The sequence below is a fragment of the Microbacterium sp. HSID17254 genome (assembly GCF_003989315.1).
GTDB lineage: Bacteria > Actinomycetota > Actinomycetes > Actinomycetales > Microbacteriaceae > Microbacterium.
Genome location: NZ_RBLT01000017.1, coordinates 42,836 through 61,303, shown reverse-complemented (window position 1 = coordinate 61,303; position 18,468 = coordinate 42,836). Strand labels below are relative to the sequence as shown.

Here is an 18,468-nt window from a genome sequence, read left to right as displayed (position 1 = left end):
TCAGTCCGCGGGGTGCCCGCGCCGTGGCGGGACCGCGTCGTGCGTGCGTTGCAGCGACACCGCGACGTGCTCGCCCCGGTGCTGCACGATGCGCACGAACAGCACGTCGATGAGCGCGAGCTGCGCGATCCGGCTCGACATGGCGGCCATCCGGAACGGCGACTCCTGGGCCTGGCTGAGGAGCACGACGTCGGCGAGGGCCGCGAGCGGGGAGTCGGCCGCGCTCGTCACGGCCACCGCAAGGGCGCCCGCGGCCCGGGCGACCTCCAGGGCACGGACCGTCTCGGCCGTCTCGCCGCCGTGCGAGAAGGCGATCGCCACATCCGCGGAGGACCGCAATGCGGCCGCGGTGACCGCGAGATGCGGATCGGCCGAGTGTGTCACGGAGCAGCCGATCCGGGAGAGCTTGAGCTGCAGGTCCTGGGCCGTCAGCGACGATGCCGCCTGCCCGAACAGGTCGATGTGCCGCGCCACGACCACCGCCCGCGCGACCCGGTCGAGGGCGTCTGCATCGAGAGCCCGGGCCGTCTTCTCGATCGCGTCGATCTCCTGGGCCGCGAGCTTCGCAGCGATCGCGGCCGGGCCGTCGTCGCGGTCGATCGCCGTGGAGTCGAGTCCGAACCGGGCCTGCTGCGCCTGGGCCAGGGTGACCGCCCGCGCGACGGCGACCCTCAGCTCCCGGTAGCCGCTGTAGCCCAGCGACTGCGCGAAGCGGGCGACGGTCGACAGCGAGGTCTGGCAGAGCTGCGCGAGATCGTTGATCGCGAGGTCCACCACGAGGGTGGGGTCGCCGAGGATCCTCTCGGCGACGCGTCCCTCCGCCGCGCTGAGCTTGGGGAGGGAGCGCCGCACCACGGCCAGAACGTCGTCGTCCATGCGCTGATCCCGTCTCAACCGGCGGCGGTCGTCCTCTGTCGCGGCCGGAAGCGGCCGAGGAGCGCGTCCCGCGCGGTCTGGGCGCCGAGCCGGCTGGCCGCGCCGACCTCGACGGTGGGCAGCGGCAGCGGCTCCTGCACGGGCAGGCCGACGTTCACCACGACCGCATCCGGGTCCCGGAGCGCGGTCCGCTCGATCAGTGCCCGCTGCGCCGGCTCGGCATCTGGTCGATCCACGAGGACGACCGTCGTGCCGGTCGCCGCGGCGACCTCGTCGATCACGGCGTCCTGCTCGACCACGGGCCGTGCGGCCACGTCGAGCCGCACGCGGATGCCGTCTCCCGCGAGCGCCTCCGCGACGTACGAGGCGGCGCTGTCGACCGCGAGCGTCGAGCGACGGCGGGCATCGATCACCGCCAGGGCCTCCGCGGCCTCGGGGGCATCGCCGGCGAGCGACACGGACCGGCGGACGATCTCGGCGGCGTCGAACGCGGCGTCCTCCTCGTCCGAGGTCGCGCTCATGCGCAGCCGGGTCGCGAGAGCCGACACCCGCGCGGCGGCCTCCTCGACGCGCTCCCGGGAGAGCGAGCCGTCCCGCAGCGCGGCGACGATCCCGTCGCGGGCGGCGAGGAAGTCGCGCCGGTCCTGGTCGGGAAGAGCGGCCTCGCCGGGGTTGGTCGGGTTGCCGATGCACAGCAGGTCGGCGCCGGCGGCCAGAGCGAGGGCGGCGCCCCCGCCGAGTCCGACGGTCTCGCGGATCGCGGCCATGTCCAGCGCGTCGGTGATGATGACGCCCTGGAAGCCCCACTCCCGCAGCATGCCGAGCACGCGCGGGTTGAGGGTGGCCGGCTGCGCGCCCCACGGGGGGACGACGATGTGCGCGGTCATGATCGCGTCCACCCCCGCCTCCACGGCGGCGCGGAACGGCTCGAGGTGTACGCGCTCGTACTCGGCCACGTCGAGCGCGATCTCGGGCAGTGCGTGGTGGGAGTCGAGGTGGGTGTCGCCGTGACCGGGGAAGTGCTTGACGCACGCGGCCGCCCCGCCGTCCTGGATGCCGTCGACCGTGGCGACGACGTGACGCGTCACCAGCGCCTCCTCGGACCCGAACGAGCGCACGCCGATGACGGGGTTGCGCGGGTCGGTGTTGACGTCGGCGACCGGACCGAGCACGACGTTCGCCCCGACGGCGCGCACGCGGCGGGCGAGTTCCGCCCCGGTCCGCTCCGATGCGACGACGTCGTCGAGGGCGCCGAGCTGCGCGGCCCCGGGGAGGGTGGAGCCGCTCCCGGACTCCAGGCGCGTGACGCTGCCGCCCTCCTCGTCGACGCCGATCAGGGCGTCCGGGTTCGCGTTCAGGATCTGCGCGCTCAGCGCGGGCAGTCCCTCGCCGACGTTCTGGCCGAAGTACACGACACCGGCCAGGCCGTCGCGCAGCTCCTCCACGAGCCAGGCGGGGGCCGTGGTGCCGAGGAATCCGGGCCAGAGCACGCCGTTCGCGAGGCGCTCGAGCTCGTCGGTCATCCCTTCACCGCCCCCGCGACCATGCCGGCGGAGAGCCGGCGCTGCACGATGACGAAGAAGATCATGACGGGCACGGTGATGATCGTCGAGGCGGCCATGATGCTGCCCCAGTCGTTGGAGTACAGGCCGAAGAACGACTTGAGGCCGATCGAGACCGTGTACTGGTCGGTCTGCGCGCCGAGGATCGTCATGGCGAAGATGAACTCGTTCCACGCCGTGATGAAGCTGAAGATGCTCGTCGCGACGAGACCGGGCATCACGAGCGGCAGGAGGATCGAGCGGAACATCCGCCACCAGCTCGCGCCGTCGATGTAGGCGGCCTCTTCGAGCTCGACCGGGACGGCCGCGACGAAGCCGCGCAGCATCCAGATGCCGAACGCGAGCGACAGCGCCACGTAGACGACCATCAGGCCGATGATGCTGTTGAGCAGACCGAGACTCTTCACCTGGAGGAACAGCGGGATGACGAGTGCCTCGAGCGGCACCATCTGCACCACGAGGATCATCATGAGCACCGTGGTGCGGAACTTGAAGCGGAAGCGCGCGACGGCGACCGCCGCGAGCAGGCAGACGATGGCGCTGACGAGCACCGTGACGAGGGCCACGATCGCCGAGTTGCGCAGGTACGTGCCGAAGCCGCCCTCCGTGAGCACGAAGGCGAAGTTGTCCCACGTGAACTCCTGCGGGAGGAGCGACTGCCCGCCGCTGGACGCCTTGGCGTCGAAGGCGCTGGAGACCATCCAGTAGACGGGGAACAGCGTGAAGACGAGGACGGCGGCGACGCCGATGCCGAGTCCGATCCGCGACCGGAGCCTGGGGCGGGGGTTCACAGCTCGTCCTCCTTCATGAGGGAGCGGATGTAGACGATCGTGATGCCGATCAGGACGAGGGTCAACAGCACCGCGAGCGCGGCACCGAATCCGTAGCGGTTCTGACCGAACGACTCCACGTACGACCACACGCCGAGGTTGAGCACCTGACGGTTGCCGCCGCTGCCGCCGGGCATGAGGTACACCTGCGCGAAGACCTTGAAGTCCCAGATCGTCGACAGGATGATGACGACGGAGAAGACGGGCTTCAGCGTCGGGAAGATGATCTTCCAGAAGCGGCGCCATGCGCCGGCCCCGTCGAGCGCCGCCGCCTCGAGCATCTCCTTCGAGACGCCCAGGAGCCCGGCGAGCACGGTGATGGCCACGAATGGGAAGCCGTGGTGGACGACGTTCAGCAGCACGATCGCGTAGAACGACCACTGGTTGGTGAACCAGTTGACCTGGCCGTCGATGAGGCCGAGGTCCTGCAGGACGCTGTTGAAGATGCCGCGGTCGGCATCGAAGATGAAGGTCCAGACGTACGTGCCGGTCACGGCGGGCATCGCCCACGCGACCATGATGCAGCTGGAGACGATGGTGCGCCACACGGTGCCCAGGCGCGCCAGCAGCAGCGCCACGAGGGTTCCGAGTGCGACGGTGGTGAACACCGCGACGGCGGCGAAGCCGACCGTGTTGGGGAGCACCACCGTCCACAGGGTCGGATTGGTGAGCGCCTCGGCGTAGTTGGCCAGCCCGATCCAGTTGCTCTCACCGGTGTTGATCTCGCGCAGACCGTAGTCCTGCAGCGAGTAGAGGAACACCTGCACGAGCGGCCAGAGCATGAGCCCCGCGAGAATGATCAGCCCGGGGGCGAGGAGGAGCCAGGGGCGGGCCGTGACGATCGAGAGACCGCGACGCTTCCGGCCGCCGGCCACGGAGGCGGAGGAGGGCTCCGCCTTCGTGGCCGGCAGTGGCGCTTGCACCATCGACATGGAAGGAATGGTTCCTTACTGGTTGAGCAGTTCGGTCATCTCGGCGGCGGCGTCCTTCGTCGCGGTCGCGACGTCCTTCTGCCCGCTGAGGATGGCCTGGATCATGGCGTTGGTGGTCTTCTTCGCCTGCACGGCGCCGAAGTTCGGCGTGACCGGGACGGACGCGCCGCCGTCGACCATCTGCTCGGCGAACGGAGCGACGAGCGGGTCGGTCGAGGCGAGGGCCTCCTCCATCGCGGACTGGACGCCCGGGAAGTAGCCGGTCTCGTCGGACCACTGCTCGGCGAACTCACCGGTGGTCATGAGCTTGACGAACTCCCACGCGAGGTCGGCGTTCTTCGTGGTGTTGAACACCGACAGGTGCGAGCCGCCGAGCACGGACGGAGCGATGCCGCCGTCCTGGCCGGGGATCACGGCCGCGCCGATCTTGCCCTCGAGCTCGGGGTTGGCCTCGATGAGCGCGTTCGGCGTCCACGAGCCGGAGAGCATCATCGCGACGTTGCCCTGCGTGAAGGCGTCCCGGAGGTCGGTCTCCTTCCACGTGGTCGCACCGGCCGACGAGAAGCCGTGCTCGGTGGCCAGGCCCGTGTAGAACTCGATGCCGGCCTGCGACTCGGCGCTGTCGAGCTCGCTGGTCCAGGTGTCGCCGTCCTTCGTGGCGATCTCGCCGCCGGCGCCCCAGACCCAGGGGTAGACCTGGAACTCGGCGTCACCCGCGACGGGGAAGGGCAGCATGTCGGGCTTGGCGGCCTTGATGGCCTCACCGGCGGCGACGATGTCGTCCCAGGTCTTCGGAGCCTCGAGACCGAGCTCCTCGAAGACGTCGGTGCGGTAGACGATGGAGCGGACACCGGCGTACCACGGCATGCCGTAGAGCTCGTCTTCGTAGGTGCCCGCGACCGCGAGGCCCTCGACGAGGTCGTCACGCAGGCCGTCCTCGGCGTCGACGTACTCGTCGAGCGGGAGGAGCGCGCCGGCGTCGGCGAACTCCGCGGTCCAGGTGGTGCCGGTCTCGGCGATGTCCGGGGTGGTGCCGCCGGCGATCGAGGTGACGAAGCGGTCGTGGGCGTCGGCCCACTGGATCTCCTCGATGGTGACCTTCGCGCCGGTCTCATCCTCGAAGGCGTCCGACACCTTGTCGTAGAAGGCGGTCGCGTCGGGGTTGGTCCCCTTCATGATCCAGACCGTCAGCTCCTGGCCCTCGCCATTGGTCGAGCCGTTGTCGCCGCTGCCGCCGGCGCAGCCGGCCAGAGCGATCGTGGCAGCGGCGCCGAGCGCCACCGCCGGAAGAATGCGCTTGTGCATGGGGGGATCTCCTCTTTGAAAGTCCAGGTGTGCATCGGGTGCGTACCGGGGATAGGAAAAAGTATTCACGACTAACTAATTCCCTGCAAGTTCCTCCCAGAATCGTCATACCCCCGTAACATCAGGCCTCCGGGGTAGGCTCCCCGCATGCCCCGCCGTGGATCAGACGCCGACCGCTCTCCGCTCCCCCGGCACGCACCGCCGTCGACGCGCGGCCGGACCTCCCGGGTCCTGCGGGGCCTCGGGATCGGGCTCGCCGTCGTCCTCGTCTCCACCGCGGCGGTCGCGGGATTCCTCGTGTGGGACGTGTTCAACCGGGTGGGCGACGGCGCCGTCACCCTGGAGGGCGCCCCGCAGGTCGACCCGCCCACGGTCGGCGCCTACCCGGACGACAAGGCGTTCAGCATCCTCATCGTGGGGACGGACGAGTGCGGCCCGAAGGCGACCGCGCTCTTCGACGAACGCTGCGCCGAAGCCGACGGCCGGAGCCGCAACGACGTCAACCTCCTCGTGCACGTCTCGGCGGCGCCCCGGAACGTGACCGTCGTCTCCCTCCCCCGCGACCTCGGCGTCCCCGTACCCGAGTGCACCCGCGAGGACGGCTCCGTCGCGTCCGCGATGGAGAAGGCGTCGATGAACGCGCTGTTCGAGCACGCCGGCCTCTCCTGCATCGCGAAGACCGTGAGCGAACTGGGCGATATCCCCATCGAGTTCGCCGCCAAGATCAGCTTCGACGGCGTCATGGCCGTCACCGACGCGATCGGCGGCGTCGAGGTCTGCATCGCCGGCGACGGCATCCGCGATCGCCACACCGGCATCGACTGGCCGGCGGGCCTGCGGACGGTCTCGGGCGTGGAGGCCCTCCAGTTCATCCGCACCCGGCACGGCGTGGGGGACGAGAGCGACCTCGCGCGCATCTCCAACCAGCAGCAGTACATGTCGCGGCTGGCCAAGAAGGTGCTCAGCGAGGACACTCTGACCGACATCCCCAAGGTGCTGCGACTGACGAACGCCATCGCCGACAACATCGATCCCAGCGACGAGCTCGCCGACCCGCTGCGCCTGGCCCAGCTCGCACTCGCCCTCAAGGATGTGAACTTCAGCGACTTCGTGTTCGTGCAGTACCCGAACATCGCCGATCCGTTCGACGACGACAAGGTCGTGCCGGACGAGGAGGCCGCGGCCGCGCTGTGGGACGCGGTGCGGGCCGGACAGCCGCTCCAGCTCACCGGCGACGTGACGACGCACCGCGGCGTGGAGCTGGTCACCCCCGCGCCCACGGCGCCCGAGACGCCGGAGTCGGAATCCACTCCCGAGGCGAGCGCCACGCCGGACGCGCGCGCGACGCTCCCGCCGGAGGTGTCGGGGCAGACCCTCGAGCAGGAGACCTGCGCGGTGGGCAACCAGCGCTGATCGCCACCGCCCCGGCGTAGGCTCGACAGCATGGGACGGACGCGATCACGGGACGCCGAGCACCCGCAGACCCGCCTCGACCATGGCGGCCTCGCCCGGATCGTCCCCTCGGAGTTCACGAGCGGCTACGAGCTCGTCGTGGACGACACCCCGCAGTCGCACGTCGACCTCGACGACCCCACGCACCTGCACTTCGAGTACATCGTGCGGATGGGCGCGGTGATCGACCAACTCCGCCCCGGGTCGCTCACCGCGGTGCACCTCGGCGCCGGGGCCCTCACCATCCCCCGCTACATCGACGCGACCCGCCCCGGGTCGCGCCAGCAGGTCATCGAACTGGAGGCCCCGCTGGTGCAGCTCGTCCGCGAGCACCTCCCCCTGCCGAAGGGGGCGGCCATCCGGTTGCGCATCGGCGATGCGAGGGAAGGGGTCCGGAAGCTTCCGGCGGCCCTGCACGGCGCGTGCGACCTCGTCGTCTCGGATGTGTACTCGGGCGCGCAGACACCCGCCCACCTCACGAGCGTCGAGTTCTACCGGGAGCTCGCCGCGCTGCTCGCCCCCGGCGGCGTCCTGCTCGTCAACGTCGCCGACGGTCCCGGTCTCGCGTTCGCCCGTCGACAGGCCGCGACCATCGCCGAGGTGCTCCCGGAGATCGGGATCCTCGCCGACACCCAGGTGCTCAAGGGCCGCCGCTTCGGCAACCTCGTGGTCGCGGCATCCGCCGCCCCTCTCCCGACGGAGTGGCTGCCGCGGATGCTCGCCGCGGGTCCGCATCCCGCGAAGATCGCCCAGGGGGACGAGGCCCGCGCCTTCCTCCAGGGCGCCCGGATCGTCACGGACGCCGACGCCGTCGCGTCCCCGCGACCCGATGCCTCGCTGTTCCTGCGCTGATCGGGCGCGCCGCCCCGAGGAGCGCGGAAGCGGCAGGCAGACTGGACGGGGACAGGTGCGGGGACGCGCGGAAGGAGAGCAATGAGTTTGATCCGGGGATACGACCGGGAGAGCCTCCGCGAACAGGTCGATCTCGACGAGTGCGCGGCACGCCTGGCCGAGATCGAGGAGCAGCGCAGCCTTCCCGCCCTGCTGGAGCGGGTCTGGCTGCTGAAGGTGCTGGGACGCCTCGACGACGCCCTCGCGCTCGCCGACGAAGCCGTGCGGCAGGCCCGGATGGCCGGCACCCGCAAGGACGTGCTCCGCGCCCGGGTGCTGCACGCGACGATCCTGCAGTACCGGGGCGCATACGCCGCCGCCGAGCAGGAGCTGGCCACGTGCGCCGCGGAGGCGGAGGGGCAGCGCTGGCTGTCGATCGCCGCTTTCGCCTATCAGCACCACGGCAAGAACGCCTACGACGCCGAGGACTACGAGACCGCGCGGGAGAGCTTCAAGCAGTCGCTGTTCCTGCGGCGCGAGTCCGGCGCGGAGGACCGGGAGCTGGAGACCGTGCTCCTCGCCATCGAGGCCGTGGAGCGCCGTCGTCCGGCGCAGCTCGTCGCCGGCTGACGTCGTTGCGCCCGAGTGTCCGCGGCATGCCTTAGCCTGAGCGCATGGCGGAACTTGACCGCGTGCGCGTCTGGGGCGAGGCACTGATCCGGTTGCATCTCGACGACAGCTGGTCGTTCGACTTCGACCATGCCAAGCGTCGCGCCGGCCAATGCGACTACACGCGCAAGCGCATCACCGTGTCGCGGTATCTCGCCGCCCGCTTCGAGGACGACGAGATCCACCAGGTGCTCCTGCACGAGGTGGCCCACGCCCTCGCCGGACACCAGGCCGCCCATGGCCCCGCCTGGAAGCGCGTGGCGCGCGACCTGGGCTATGTCGGCGGCACGACGCACCGCGGGGAGACCGCCGTCGAGCTCGCTCCGTGGGTCGGCCGCTGCCCGGCCGGTCACGTCACGTATCGACACCGCCGCCCGAGCCGGGCCACGTCCTGCGCCCGCTGCTCCCGCACGTTCGATGCCCAGCACCTCTTCGCCTGGACGCGTCGCGAGATCACGACCGACGCCCGCCTCGCCGCGCAGGCCCCGCGCTGAGGGCCGGGGGAGCGGGGTCGCCTGCTCAGACGGCTGAACCGCCGGAGCGCGGCTGCTCTTCGGACGCGGAGGCGTCCTCCTCGGCCGGCGCGGCGTCCTCCTCAGCAGGCGCGGCGTCTTCCGCAGCAGGCGCGGCGTCCTCCTCCGCGTCCGAGGGTGCCTGACCGGCGGCCGCGTCTCGATGTGCCGCGGGTTCGGTCGACGGGGTCAGCCCGGACTCCGTCTCGGTCTCGGCTGCGGTCTCGTGGTGACGGCGGCGTCGACGAACGAGCGCGGTGAGACCACGCCAGCCGAGCAGGAACACGCCGAGCACGAGCGTCGCCACGATGACGAAGGGCACCTCCGCGGTGTCTCCGCTGAGCAGACGCAGCAGCATGCCGACGACGACCGTCACCACCCACACCACCGCGCCCCACGGCAGCGACCACGGCCGCCGCGGCCGTGCGGGGAGCAGCAGCGCAGCGGCGTGCCCCACCAGCAGGGCCACGAGGAACGGCCACGCCGTGAGGAGGAACCCTGCCGGGTCCTCCTGGTGGGAGGCGCGACCGATGGCGGCGAAGACGAGGACGAGGACGGCGTCGACGAGGAGAGCGGGGAGGAACCTCATTCCTCGACCCTACGCGGATCGCGTGCTCACTCGAAGCGCGTGAACCGCCCGTCGCGCAGAACGGGGACGGCGTCCACCGCGTCCAGGACGGCGGCGTCCGCGGTGCTGGTCGGCACCAGTCCGGCGGCCCGGATGCGATCGGTCGCGGATACCCCGGCCTGCAGCTCGCGTCCGGAGCCCGTCGCCCCGATCAGGTGCTTCAGCGCACGCCGCAGCGCGCGGAAGCCCTCTGCGGCCACGGCGGCGTCCGGTGCCGTGTGGTCGATGCCGAGATCGGTGAGCGCCGCCGCGATCGCTCCGGCCCCGAGCTGGTCCTCCACGGCGACGCGCAGCTCCCCTGCGGCATCGAGCTCGCCGGCCGGGACGAGCGCGACCGAGGTGCGGCCCTGGCGGCGTTCCTGCTCCACCTGCACGGCCCTGGCCACGGGACCGGCGTTGCGGATCGAGCCCAGCAGGACCGTGGCCCCGGTCGGGGCGGCGGCTGCCACCGCCGCCCCGTTCCGCGACCAGTCGAGCGCTCCGGCCAGCTCGACCTCCGCTCCCGCGGCCACCGCATCGGCGACCGTCGAGGAGAACCGGAGGACGTCGATCACCACGACGACGTCGGCCGGGGCGAGACGGGCGAGCCCGGACACCCCCCAGTCGAGTCGGACCTGGTACGGGGACTGATCGAACGGCGACGGCATCCGTCCAGCCTAGAGCCGTCAGTCCGCCGCGAGTGCCTCGACCGGAGCCACCCTGGTCGCCAGCCGGGTCGGCGTCGCGGCGGCCACGAGCGTGAGCAGCGCGGTCGCGGCGATGATGATCACCACGGGAAGCCACGGCACCTGCGGGGCGATCAGCCCGGCGGGCGTGAACTCCGGCAGGACCGGAACGGAGCCGAGCAGCGACTGGGCCGCGATCCACCCGTAGAGCACCCCGAGCACGAGACCGGTGAGGGTCGCCGCCACCGTGACGTGCGTCGCCTCCAGCAGCACCATGCGGCGCACCTGGCGGTTGGACAGACCGATCGAGCGCAGCAGTCCGAGCTCGCGGCGCCGCTGCACGACGCCGATGGTGAGGAGGTTGACGAGGCCGACGGCTGCGATCACGGCCGAGACGGCGACGAGCACCATCATGATGGCCGCGAAGGCGTCGTACGGCGCGAAGAACTCTGCCGGGATCTCCTCCGTGGTCTGGCTGGTCATCAGGCGCTTCGACGACTCCAGCGCCACCGCGAACATCGTCACCAGGGTCACGCCCATGACGACGCCGATGGCCATCCGCGACGACCGCTCCGGGTACCGCAGGGCGTTCTCGGCCGCGAGCCGGGCGGTCGCGCTCGAGCCGAACAGGCGCCCCACGAGGCGGAGCACCGGCGGCATGAACAGCACGGAACCCAGGGCGAGCCCGGTGAAGGAGAGGATGCCGCCGAAGAACGCGACCACGACACCGAGCGGTGTGACGAGTCCGAGGACGACGCCGCCCGCGAGCAGAGCCGCGCCGGAGATCAGCAGCACCCAGGCCCCGACATGGCGACCCTTGCGCCCAGAGACCTCGTCACGGGTGCGCTCGACGGCGCCGCCCAGAGCCTGCAGCGGCGTCACCGCGAGCACGCGGCGCGACCCCACCCAGGCGGCCGCCCAGGTGGTGAGCGCGACGCCGACCGCCGGGAGGGCGAGAGCGGGCTGGGCGAGCGAGAAGGACGACGGCGAGGTGGCGACGAGCTGCCCGCCGAGCTGGACGGCCGCCGCGGAGAGGAGCAATCCGGCGAGAAGGCCGAGGCCCGCGCCGAGGAGCCCGACGACGAGCCCCTGCCGGCCGACCTGCGCCCGCTGCGAGCGCGCGGTCGCCCCGATGAGACGCATCAGCGCGATCTGCCGGGTGCGGCCCGCGATGATCGTCGAGAACGTGTTCGCCGTGACGATCGCGGCCACGTACATCGCGACGGCGGTGAGCAGCACCGACAGGATCGCGACGACGACCGCGAGCGTGCCGCTGTCGCCGATGAACGGATCGGCCTGGAGCACGGCGCCGATGTAGGCCGTGATCTCGACGAGGAAGACGCCGAACGCGGACGAGAGCGCGGCGACGAGGACGCTCGCGCCCATGCCGCGGTCGCGGAGCCAGGCCAGCCGGGGTCCGGTCGTCCGCGTCTCCGGGACGACCGTGGCGAGCGCGGTCATGCCGACACCTCCGCGGCGAGCATGTAGGCCGAGATCTGCTCCGCGGTCTGCCGCGGGTGATCCGCCACGATCCGCCCGTCGCCGAGGTAGAGCACCCGGTCGGCGTGGCTCGCCGCGATCGCGTCATGCGTGACCATCGCGATGGACTGGCCGTGCTCCCGACTGGCGGCCGCGAGCAGGCGCAGCACCTCCCGTCCGGTCTGGGAGTCGAGGTTGCCCGTGGGCTCGTCCGCGAACACGAGGTCGGGGGCGGTGGCGAGGGCCCTGGCGATGGCGACGCGCTGCTGCTGCCCTCCCGAGAGCTGGTGCGGCCGGTGCCCGAGGCGCTTGCCGAGGCCGAGCGTCTCGATGAGCCCGTCGATCCGTGCCCGCTCGATGGCGCTGGGGCGGCGGCCGTCGAGCTCGAACGGCAGCAGGATGTTGCCGAGGGCGTCGAGCGTGGGGACGAGGTTGAACGCCTGGAAGATGAACCCGACGCGGCGGCGGCGCAGGATGGTCAGGTCGAGGTCGCCGAGACCCGTGATCTCGGTGTCGCCGATCCACGCCCGCCCCTCCGTCGGGCTGTCGAGGCCGGCCATGATGTGCATGAGGGTGGACTTGCCCGAGCCGGACGGACCCATGATGGCGGTGAACTGTCCGCGGCGGATGCCGACGCTCACGTCGTCGAGCGCGCGGACGGTGCCCTCGCCCGAGCCGTAGGTCTTCTTCAGGTGCTGGACGCGGGCGGCGAGCCCGAGGTCGGTGGTCGTGATCTCCATGTCCACGACGCTATTTCCGCACTCCCGCTCGTCGCGTCGCCCCCCGGGAGCATCCCGCTACATCGCGAGGATGATCCCGCGTCCTCCCGACCCACCCCCTTGCGTTCCTCCCACCCCTCTACGGACCGCCGCAAGGGGCCGGGTCGAACGGAAGGGGGTGGGTCGGCGTCAGGCGAGGCCGTGCTCGAAAGCGAACACGACGAGCTGCACGCGGTCGCGGAGCGCGAGCTTCGTGAGGATGCGGCTGATGTGGGTCTTCACCGTGGCCTCGCTGAGGAACTCCCGCGCGGCGATCTCGGCGTTCGAGAGTCCCCGGGCGGCGAGCGCGAAGATCTCCCGCTCCCGCTCCGTCAGCTCGGCGTACTGCGGCGGCACGGGCTTCGGAGCCTCCGCGAAGTGCTCGAACAGTTCCCGGGTAGCCGAGGCCGCGATCACGCTCGACCCCGCGTGCACGGTCCGGATCGCGGCGAGCAGGAACTCCGGATCGGCGTCCTTGAGGAGGAAGCCGCTCGCCCCCTGCCGGATCGCCCGCGCCGCCGCCTCGTCGAGGTCGAACGTGGTCAGCATCACGATGCGCGGGGGTTCCGGGCGGGACAGGATCTCCGCGGTCGCGGTCAGCCCGTCCATGACCGGCATCCGGATGTCCATGAGCACCACGTCCGGCCGGGTCGCGGCGACCACGTCGAGAGCCTCGCGCCCGTTGCCCGCCTCCCCCACGACCTCGAGGTCCGGCTGGGAGGCCACGAGCATGCGGATCCCCGCCCGGAACAGCGCCTGGTCGTCCACCAGCACGACTCTGATCACTGCGGGGCTCCGATCGGAAGGCTGCTCTGGACGATGAACTGCGCACCACGGCGCTCGGCTTGCAGACTACCGCCCACGAGCTGGGCGCGCTCGCGCATGCCGATGAGCCCGTGTCCTCCGGGGGTCCCCGGCGTCGACTCGGGCGAGACGGTGTTGCGGACCTCGATGTCGACGCGATCCGGGAGCCACGCGAGATGCACGTCCACCGCGCCGTCGCCGTGGCGGATCGCGTTCGTCAGCGCCTCCTGGAGGATCCGGTAGACCGCGAGCTGGATGGCCCCCGGCGGCTCCCCCGGAGGCATGGGGTCGACCGTGACCCGCGGCTCGATGCCGGCCTGGCGCACCTGGGCGAACAGCGTCTCGAGATCGGCGAGGGTCGGCTGCGGACCGTCGCCCTGACGATGACGGAGCTGGGTGAGGAGCATCCGCACGTCGCTCAGGGCTCCGCGGGCGGTCTGCGCGATCGTGCCGAGGGCCTCCGTCGCGATCTCCGGCTTCACCGCCGCGGCATAGCGGGCACCGTCGGCCTGGGCGATGACGACGGCGAGCGAGTGGGCCACGACGTCATGCATGTCCCGCGCGATGCGCACCCGTTCCTGCTCCTCGGCGGCCAGGGCCTCGGCCTGCAGCTGCGCCGAACGCGTGCGCCGGTTGCGCAGCACGACCCGCCAGAGGAGGCCGCACACCCACGCGAACCCCAGCGCCATGATGGAGGCCGCGACGAGCAGGGTGCCTCCGGTCACGAGCTCCCAGCCGCTGCCGGAGCCGAACATGACGCCCCCGACGACGACCATGTACAGCGCGGCGACGATGCCGCCGACGATCACCGATCCGAACCCCCACCAGAGCACGCGGCGGGTGCCCCACGCGGAGGTCGCGTACAGCACGAGGAGGATCGCGAAGTCGGTCGGCAGCGGCCCGAACCCGGCCAGCATCTGCACGATGGCTCCGGCCCAGGCCGCGGCCAGCGCGAGACCGGGTGCCAGACGACCGATCGCGACACCGCCGAACAGGAACACCGACGACGAGATCAGACCGATGACGTTGACCGCGGAGGACCCGGCCACGTCCGGCTGGGGCGCATAGAACACGACCCCGAGCGGCGTCAGAAGCGCGAACAGCAGCACCGCCCCGACGATGTCGAGGACGAGGCCGGTACGGGACAGCGGACGGATCACTCCCCCACGCTACGCGAGCGGCTCGGGCGCGGCATCCGTCGCGGGATGTATCCGTCAGGCGCGGGCGAGGATCTCCCCATGCGGCACGAGGAACCAGCCGTCGCCGTCGTCGGCCCAGCGCTTCCAGGCGTCGCTGATCTCCTGCAGGTCGGCCGCGGAGGCCATCCCCTCGTCCACGAGCTGCCGGGCGAGCGCCGACTCCAGGATGCGGTCGGCCCACATCCCGCCCCACCAGGCGCGCTCCGACGGCGTCGCATAGCACCAGGTCGACGCGGTCGCCGTGACGTCTTCGAAGCCCGCCGCCCGCGCCCAGGCCAGGAGGCGGCGGCCGGCATCCGGTTCTCCGCCGTTCGCCCGGGCGGCGGCGCGGTACAGCGCGAGCCACCGGTCGAGCTCCGGCAAGACCGGGAACCACAGGAAGCCCGCGTAGTCGGCGTCGCGGGCGGCGATGAGTCCCCCGGGCTTCGCGACCCGGCGCATCTCCCGCAGTGCCTGCACCGGATCGGCGACGTGCTGCAGCACCTGGTGCGCGTGCACGACGTCGAAGGAGTCGTCGGCGAAGCTCAGCGCGTGCACGTCCTCGACGGAGAAGGCGATGTTCGCGACTCCCCGCGCGGCGGCGAGGTCGCGGGAGAGGGACAGCGCGGCGTCGTCGATCTCGGTCGCCGTGACGTGCGCGACCACACCCGCGAAGTCCACCGTGATCGATCCGGGCCCCGCTCCCACGTCGAGGAGCCGGGTCTCTGCCGTGAGGTGCGGTCGAAGGTAGGCCGCCGAGTTCGCGATGTCCCGCACACTGTGCGAGCGGAGGACGGATTCGTGGTGTCCATGCGTGTACGAGGCCATGCCCTCAGTCTGGCACTCCCGTCGACCCACCCCTTTCCGTGTGTCCCGGCCCCTTCCGGACGCCCGCAAAGGGCCGGGGCGGCGCGAACGGGGTGGGTCGACGGGCTAGAGCGCGGAGACCATCCGGCGGATCGCCTCGCGGTCGGGCTTGCCGGAGGAGAGGACGTCGAGTTCGTCCACGAGGATCAGGCGGGACGGACGCGCGTGCGCGCCGATCTCGCCGGCCACCGCTTCCCTGGCCTGGGCGAGCTGCTCGGACTCGCTGCGCCGCAGGGCCTCCCCGCGTGCCGCGACGATGACCGAGGCCTCCCCCCAGCGCTCGTCGTCGACAGCCACGACCACGGCCTGATGCAGCCCGGGCACGGCGCGGACGATGCGCTCCACCCGGTCGAGCGAGATGTTGATGCCGCCCGACACGATCACGTTGTCCGCGCGACCATGCACGCGCACCACGCCGTCCTCGAGGAGCCCGAGGTCGCCCGTCCGGTACCAGCGGATTCCGTGCTCGTCCCGCGCGAAGGTGCGCGCGGTCAGCGCCGGGTCGCCCAGATAGCCCTCCGCGAGCATGGGGCCGGCGATCCGCAGCTCGCCGTCGACCGCCCGGACGTTCACGGTGTCGAGCGGGACGCCGTCGTACACGCAGCCGCCGCTGGTCTCCGTCGAGCCGTAGGTCCGCACGAGACGGACCCCGAGGTCGGCCGCCCGCTCCCGCAGCGGCTCCGGGAGCGCCTGACCCCCGACGAGGATGGCCTCATACGCCTGCAGCGCCGCGAGCACACCCGGCTCGGCGCTCGCGTCGAGCAGCGTCGCGATCTGCGCCGGGACGAGGGAGGTGTACAGGGCCGGGAGGACGCCCGCGGTCGTAGCGTGGCGCATGCTCCGCGTGGCCTCGGCGAACGCCCGCGGTGTGAACCGTCCCTCGATCCGGGTCGGCTCCGTGCCCGCGAGGATCGAGCGCACCATCACCTGCAGCCCCGCGACGTAGCCGGCCGGCAGGGCGAGCAGCCAGCGACCGCTGCCGATCCGGGCGGCGGTGGCCTCCGCACTCGCCCGCAGGGCCTCGCCGCTCAGCGCCACCCGCTTCGGGACGCCGCTGGATCCGGAGGTCGCGATCACTGCGGCGATGCCGTCGTCCACCTCCGCCGGAGCGTCGGCGAGCATGCCGAAGCCGAGAGCCGGTCCCTCGTCGAGAGCTCGGAGCAGCGCCTCCCGCAGGAGCACGGTGTCTTCCGCGTCGGTCGGGATGAGGGCGGTCACGATCGTCTCTCCGGCTCAGTAGTGCCAGGGGAAGGACGACCAATCGGGGGCGCGCTTCTCGAGGAACGAATCCCGCCCCTCCACGGCCTCGTCCGTGCCGTACGCGAGGCGGGTGGCCTCGCCCGCGAACACCTGCTGCCCGACGAGCCCGTCGTCGACGGCGTTGAAGGCGAACTTCAGCATCCGGATCGCCGTCGGCGACTTCGTCAGCACGGTGCGCGCCATCTTCAGCGCCTCGCGCTCGAGTTCGGCGTGCGGCACCACGCGGTTCACGGCCCCCGCCTCGTAGGCCCGCTGCGCCGAGTACTCCTCGGCGAGGAAGAACACCTCCCGCGCGAACTTCTGTCCCGTCTGCCGGGCCATGTAGGCGGAGCCGTATCCCGCGTCGAAGCTGCCGACGTCGGCATCCGTCTGCTTGAAGCGCGCGTGCTCGGCCGACGCGATTGTCAGGTCGCACACCACGTGCAGCGAGTGCCCGCCACCCGCCGCCCACCCGGGGACCACGGCGATGACGACCTTCGGCATGAACCGGATGAGCCGCTGCACCTCGAGGATGTGCAAACGCCCGACAGCCGCCGCGGACGCTCCGCTGACGACGGCGGTCTCGGCGTCCGAGTATTTGTACCCGTCGCGGCCGCGGATGCGCTGATCCCCTCCGGAGCAGAACGCCCAGCCGCCGTCCTTCGGGCTCGGTCCGTTGCCGGTCAGCAGCACCGCCCCGATCCGCGCGTCCTGCCGTGCGATGTCGAGCGCCCGGTAGAGCTCGTCGACCGTGTGCGGGCGGAAGGCGTTGCGCACCTCGGGTCGGTGGAAGGCGATGCGGGCGACCCCGCCGTCGCGGCTCACGTGCGCCGTGATGTCGGTGTAGTGCTCGGCGCCGGGCGCCAGCTCCCACTCGGCGGGATCGAACAGGTCGGAGACGAAGGCATCGGTCACGGTCTTCAGCCTATTCCCCGGGCACGCGCCGTCTTCATCCACCCGTCGACGATGTCCCAGGCCGGGAAGGCCACGAGGCCGACGCCGGTGATCACCGTGAGCACGCGCATCGTGTCGGCATCCACCCCGTTGTCCGTGAACACGAACTCCAGGAAGGCCGGGTTGAGGAGCTCGCCCTGCAGGAGCAGGGTGAGGGCCCACACGGCGAAGGCGACGGCGAGGACGGTGTTCACGACGGCCGCGGCGACGGTCCACCGCCGACGCGCGTACACGGCGACGGCCAGGACGGCCTCCGCGATCATGAGCGCGAGGAGGATGCCGATGCCCACCGGCCAGAGCGCGGGCGCCAGGATCGGGATGGGGTCGCCGCCGGTCGGGAAGAATCCGAGCGTCGCGTCCCACACGATCGCGCCGATGCCGGCGAGGAGGAACACGAGCGAGGCGATCACGTCGGCGCGGGCGGCCCCGTGCTCCGTCGGCTCCGGAAGCTGGTCCACGTTCCATCGCACGCCGGTGTCGGCGCCGGCGCGCTCCAGCACGACGAAGACGAGCGTGACCCAGAAGCACAGGTGCACGATCACCGACAGCGTGACCGAGACGACCGCGCCGATGACCTCGCCGGGTCCGCCGCCGGTGATCAGCTGCCCGATCGCGACGCCCACCGCGGCGAACGGCGGCACGATGAACAGGAGCAGCTTCAGCAGCCGCCACCAGGTGAGGTAGTACCGAGGGCCGATGAGGTGCAGCGGGCGGTCGGCGTATCCGGCGGCGAGGATGCCCGGGTCGCCGAGGTCGGTGAGGACGGCGCGCTCCGCCTCCTCCGGGCTCTCGCCCTGTTCCCGCCGCGCGTCGACGGCGTCGGCGATGGCGGCTTCGAGTTCGGCGCGGACCTCGTCCTGCGTATCCGGCGCGAGGCTGCGGATCGTGGCGCTGATGTAGCGCTCGGTGAGGGTGCTCGCGGTCATG

The 18,468-nt window shown here is 71.8% G+C and carries 19 protein-coding genes; 4 read left to right on the top strand and 15 right to left on the bottom strand.

Annotation, left to right across the window (positions count from 1 at the left end):
• Genes D8M34_RS11340 through D8M34_RS11320 form a run of 5 tightly spaced genes read right to left on the bottom strand, consistent with a single transcriptional unit; the run spans position 1 to position 5,505 of the window.
• Entirely contained in the window at positions 1 to 876 is an 876-nt protein-coding gene (locus D8M34_RS11340; protein ID WP_025104417.1) for a MurR/RpiR family transcriptional regulator, read from the bottom strand.
• 14 nt (positions 877 to 890) lie between these two features.
• A complete protein-coding gene (locus D8M34_RS11335; protein WP_126894033.1) occupies positions 891 to 2,399 on the bottom strand; it encodes a glycoside hydrolase family 3 protein in 1,509 nt (502 codons plus the stop codon).
• Entirely contained in the window at positions 2,396 to 3,229 is an 834-nt protein-coding gene (locus tag D8M34_RS11330) for a carbohydrate ABC transporter permease (RefSeq protein WP_025104419.1), read from the bottom strand. Before D8M34_RS11330 ends, D8M34_RS11335 begins: the two co-directional genes overlap by 4 nt.
• Complete coding sequence (locus tag D8M34_RS11325; RefSeq protein ID WP_025104420.1) at positions 3,226 to 4,200, bottom strand: carbohydrate ABC transporter permease; 975 nt, start codon at positions 4,198 to 4,200, stop codon at positions 3,226 to 3,228. Before D8M34_RS11325 ends, D8M34_RS11330 begins: the two co-directional genes overlap by 4 nt.
• Before the next feature lie 15 nt (positions 4,201 to 4,215).
• Positions 4,216 to 5,505 (bottom strand): sugar ABC transporter substrate-binding protein, encoded by a 1,290-nt coding sequence (locus tag D8M34_RS11320; protein WP_126894032.1) that lies wholly within the window; start codon positions 5,503 to 5,505, stop codon positions 4,216 to 4,218.
• Between the two features lie 147 nt (positions 5,506 to 5,652).
• Between D8M34_RS11320 and D8M34_RS11315 the strand changes: the two genes are divergently transcribed.
• The 4 genes from D8M34_RS11315 to D8M34_RS11300 all read left to right on the top strand — a co-directional run bounded on the left by D8M34_RS11315 (position 5,653) and on the right by D8M34_RS11300 (position 8,951).
• Positions 5,653 to 6,918: an LCP family protein gene (locus D8M34_RS11315; RefSeq protein WP_126894031.1), complete on the top strand. Its 1,266-nt coding sequence runs from the start codon at positions 5,653 to 5,655 to the stop codon at positions 6,916 to 6,918.
• A gap of 30 nt (positions 6,919 to 6,948) precedes the next feature.
• The gene (locus D8M34_RS11310) at positions 6,949 to 7,809 is read left to right on the top strand and encodes a spermidine synthase (protein ID WP_126894030.1); all 861 of its coding nucleotides are present in this window, start codon (positions 6,949 to 6,951) and stop codon (positions 7,807 to 7,809) included.
• A gap of 81 nt (positions 7,810 to 7,890) precedes the next feature.
• On the top strand, positions 7,891 to 8,418 hold the full coding sequence (locus D8M34_RS11305) for a hypothetical protein (protein WP_025104424.1): 528 nt from the start codon (positions 7,891 to 7,893) through the stop codon (positions 8,416 to 8,418).
• A 44-nt stretch (positions 8,419 to 8,462) separates the two neighbouring features.
• Positions 8,463 to 8,951: a SprT-like domain-containing protein gene (locus tag D8M34_RS11300; RefSeq protein WP_025104425.1), complete on the top strand. Its 489-nt coding sequence runs from the start codon at positions 8,463 to 8,465 to the stop codon at positions 8,949 to 8,951.
• 25 nt (positions 8,952 to 8,976) lie between these two features.
• On the opposite strand, the gene D8M34_RS11295 is transcribed toward D8M34_RS11300, so the two are convergent.
• The 10 genes from D8M34_RS11295 to D8M34_RS11250 form a co-directional block, all read right to left on the bottom strand.
• A complete protein-coding gene (locus tag D8M34_RS11295; RefSeq protein WP_126894029.1) occupies positions 8,977 to 9,558 on the bottom strand; it encodes a DUF3054 domain-containing protein in 582 nt (193 codons plus the stop codon).
• Positions 9,559 to 9,584: 26 nt separating this feature from the next.
• Entirely contained in the window at positions 9,585 to 10,244 is a 660-nt protein-coding gene (locus D8M34_RS11290) for a 2-phosphosulfolactate phosphatase (protein ID WP_126894028.1), read from the bottom strand.
• A gap of 18 nt (positions 10,245 to 10,262) precedes the next feature.
• A complete protein-coding gene (locus D8M34_RS11285; protein WP_126894027.1) occupies positions 10,263 to 11,723 on the bottom strand; it encodes an ABC transporter permease in 1,461 nt (486 codons plus the stop codon).
• On the bottom strand, positions 11,720 to 12,481 hold the full coding sequence (locus tag D8M34_RS11280) for an ABC transporter ATP-binding protein (protein ID WP_025104429.1): 762 nt from the start codon (positions 12,479 to 12,481) through the stop codon (positions 11,720 to 11,722). The genes D8M34_RS11285 and D8M34_RS11280 overlap by 4 nt, the downstream gene beginning before the upstream one ends.
• A gap of 168 nt (positions 12,482 to 12,649) precedes the next feature.
• The gene (locus D8M34_RS11275; RefSeq protein WP_025104430.1) at positions 12,650 to 13,285 is read right to left on the bottom strand and encodes a response regulator; all 636 of its coding nucleotides are present in this window, start codon (positions 13,283 to 13,285) and stop codon (positions 12,650 to 12,652) included.
• Positions 13,282 to 14,463: a sensor histidine kinase gene (locus tag D8M34_RS11270; protein WP_126894026.1), complete on the bottom strand. Its 1,182-nt coding sequence runs from the start codon at positions 14,461 to 14,463 to the stop codon at positions 13,282 to 13,284. The genes D8M34_RS11275 and D8M34_RS11270 overlap by 4 nt, the downstream gene beginning before the upstream one ends.
• A 54-nt stretch (positions 14,464 to 14,517) precedes the next feature.
• Positions 14,518 to 15,309 carry a class I SAM-dependent methyltransferase gene (locus tag D8M34_RS11265; RefSeq protein WP_102208056.1) on the bottom strand — a complete coding sequence of 264 codons (792 nt, stop codon included), beginning with the start codon at positions 15,307 to 15,309 and terminating at the stop codon, positions 14,518 to 14,520.
• A 105-nt stretch (positions 15,310 to 15,414) separates the two neighbouring features.
• Positions 15,415 to 16,566 carry an AMP-binding protein gene (locus D8M34_RS11260; protein ID WP_174235387.1) on the bottom strand — a complete coding sequence of 384 codons (1,152 nt, stop codon included), beginning with the start codon at positions 16,564 to 16,566 and terminating at the stop codon, positions 15,415 to 15,417.
• 15 nt (positions 16,567 to 16,581) lie between these two features.
• Complete coding sequence (locus D8M34_RS11255) at positions 16,582 to 17,502, bottom strand: 1,4-dihydroxy-2-naphthoyl-CoA synthase (RefSeq protein ID WP_102208055.1); 921 nt, start codon at positions 17,500 to 17,502, stop codon at positions 16,582 to 16,584.
• Between the two features lie 5 nt (positions 17,503 to 17,507).
• The gene (locus tag D8M34_RS11250; protein WP_025104435.1) at positions 17,508 to 18,467 is read right to left on the bottom strand and encodes a permease prefix domain 1-containing protein; all 960 of its coding nucleotides are present in this window, start codon (positions 18,465 to 18,467) and stop codon (positions 17,508 to 17,510) included.
• Between the last annotated feature and the right edge of the window lies 1 nt (position 18,468).

Coding starts and splice junctions, on each gene's coding strand:
- D8M34_RS11305 (WP_025104424.1), top strand. CDS start 7,891: ATGAGTTTGATCCGGGGATACGACCGGGAGAGCCTCCGCGAACAGGTC.
- D8M34_RS11250 (WP_025104435.1), bottom strand. CDS start 18,467: ATGACCGCGAGCACCCTCACCGAGCGCTACATCAGCGCCACGATCCGC.
- D8M34_RS11320 (WP_126894032.1), bottom strand. CDS start 5,505: ATGCACAAGCGCATTCTTCCGGCGGTGGCGCTCGGCGCCGCTGCCACG.
- D8M34_RS11335 (WP_126894033.1), bottom strand. CDS start 2,399: ATGACCGACGAGCTCGAGCGCCTCGCGAACGGCGTGCTCTGGCCCGGA.
- D8M34_RS11340 (WP_025104417.1), bottom strand. CDS start 876: ATGGACGACGACGTTCTGGCCGTGGTGCGGCGCTCCCTCCCCAAGCTC.
- D8M34_RS11315 (WP_126894031.1), top strand. CDS start 5,653: ATGCCCCGCCGTGGATCAGACGCCGACCGCTCTCCGCTCCCCCGGCAC.
- D8M34_RS11290 (WP_126894028.1), bottom strand. CDS start 10,244: ATGCCGTCGCCGTTCGATCAGTCCCCGTACCAGGTCCGACTCGACTGG.
- D8M34_RS11325 (WP_025104420.1), bottom strand. CDS start 4,200: ATGTCGATGGTGCAAGCGCCACTGCCGGCCACGAAGGCGGAGCCCTCC.
- D8M34_RS11295 (WP_126894029.1), bottom strand. CDS start 9,558: ATGAGGTTCCTCCCCGCTCTCCTCGTCGACGCCGTCCTCGTCCTCGTC.
- D8M34_RS11285 (WP_126894027.1), bottom strand. CDS start 11,723: ATGACCGCGCTCGCCACGGTCGTCCCGGAGACGCGGACGACCGGACCC.
- D8M34_RS11265 (WP_102208056.1), bottom strand. CDS start 15,309: ATGGCCTCGTACACGCATGGACACCACGAATCCGTCCTCCGCTCGCAC.
- D8M34_RS11280 (WP_025104429.1), bottom strand. CDS start 12,481: ATGGAGATCACGACCACCGACCTCGGGCTCGCCGCCCGCGTCCAGCAC.
- D8M34_RS11310 (WP_126894030.1), top strand. CDS start 6,949: ATGGGACGGACGCGATCACGGGACGCCGAGCACCCGCAGACCCGCCTC.
- D8M34_RS11300 (WP_025104425.1), top strand. CDS start 8,463: ATGGCGGAACTTGACCGCGTGCGCGTCTGGGGCGAGGCACTGATCCGG.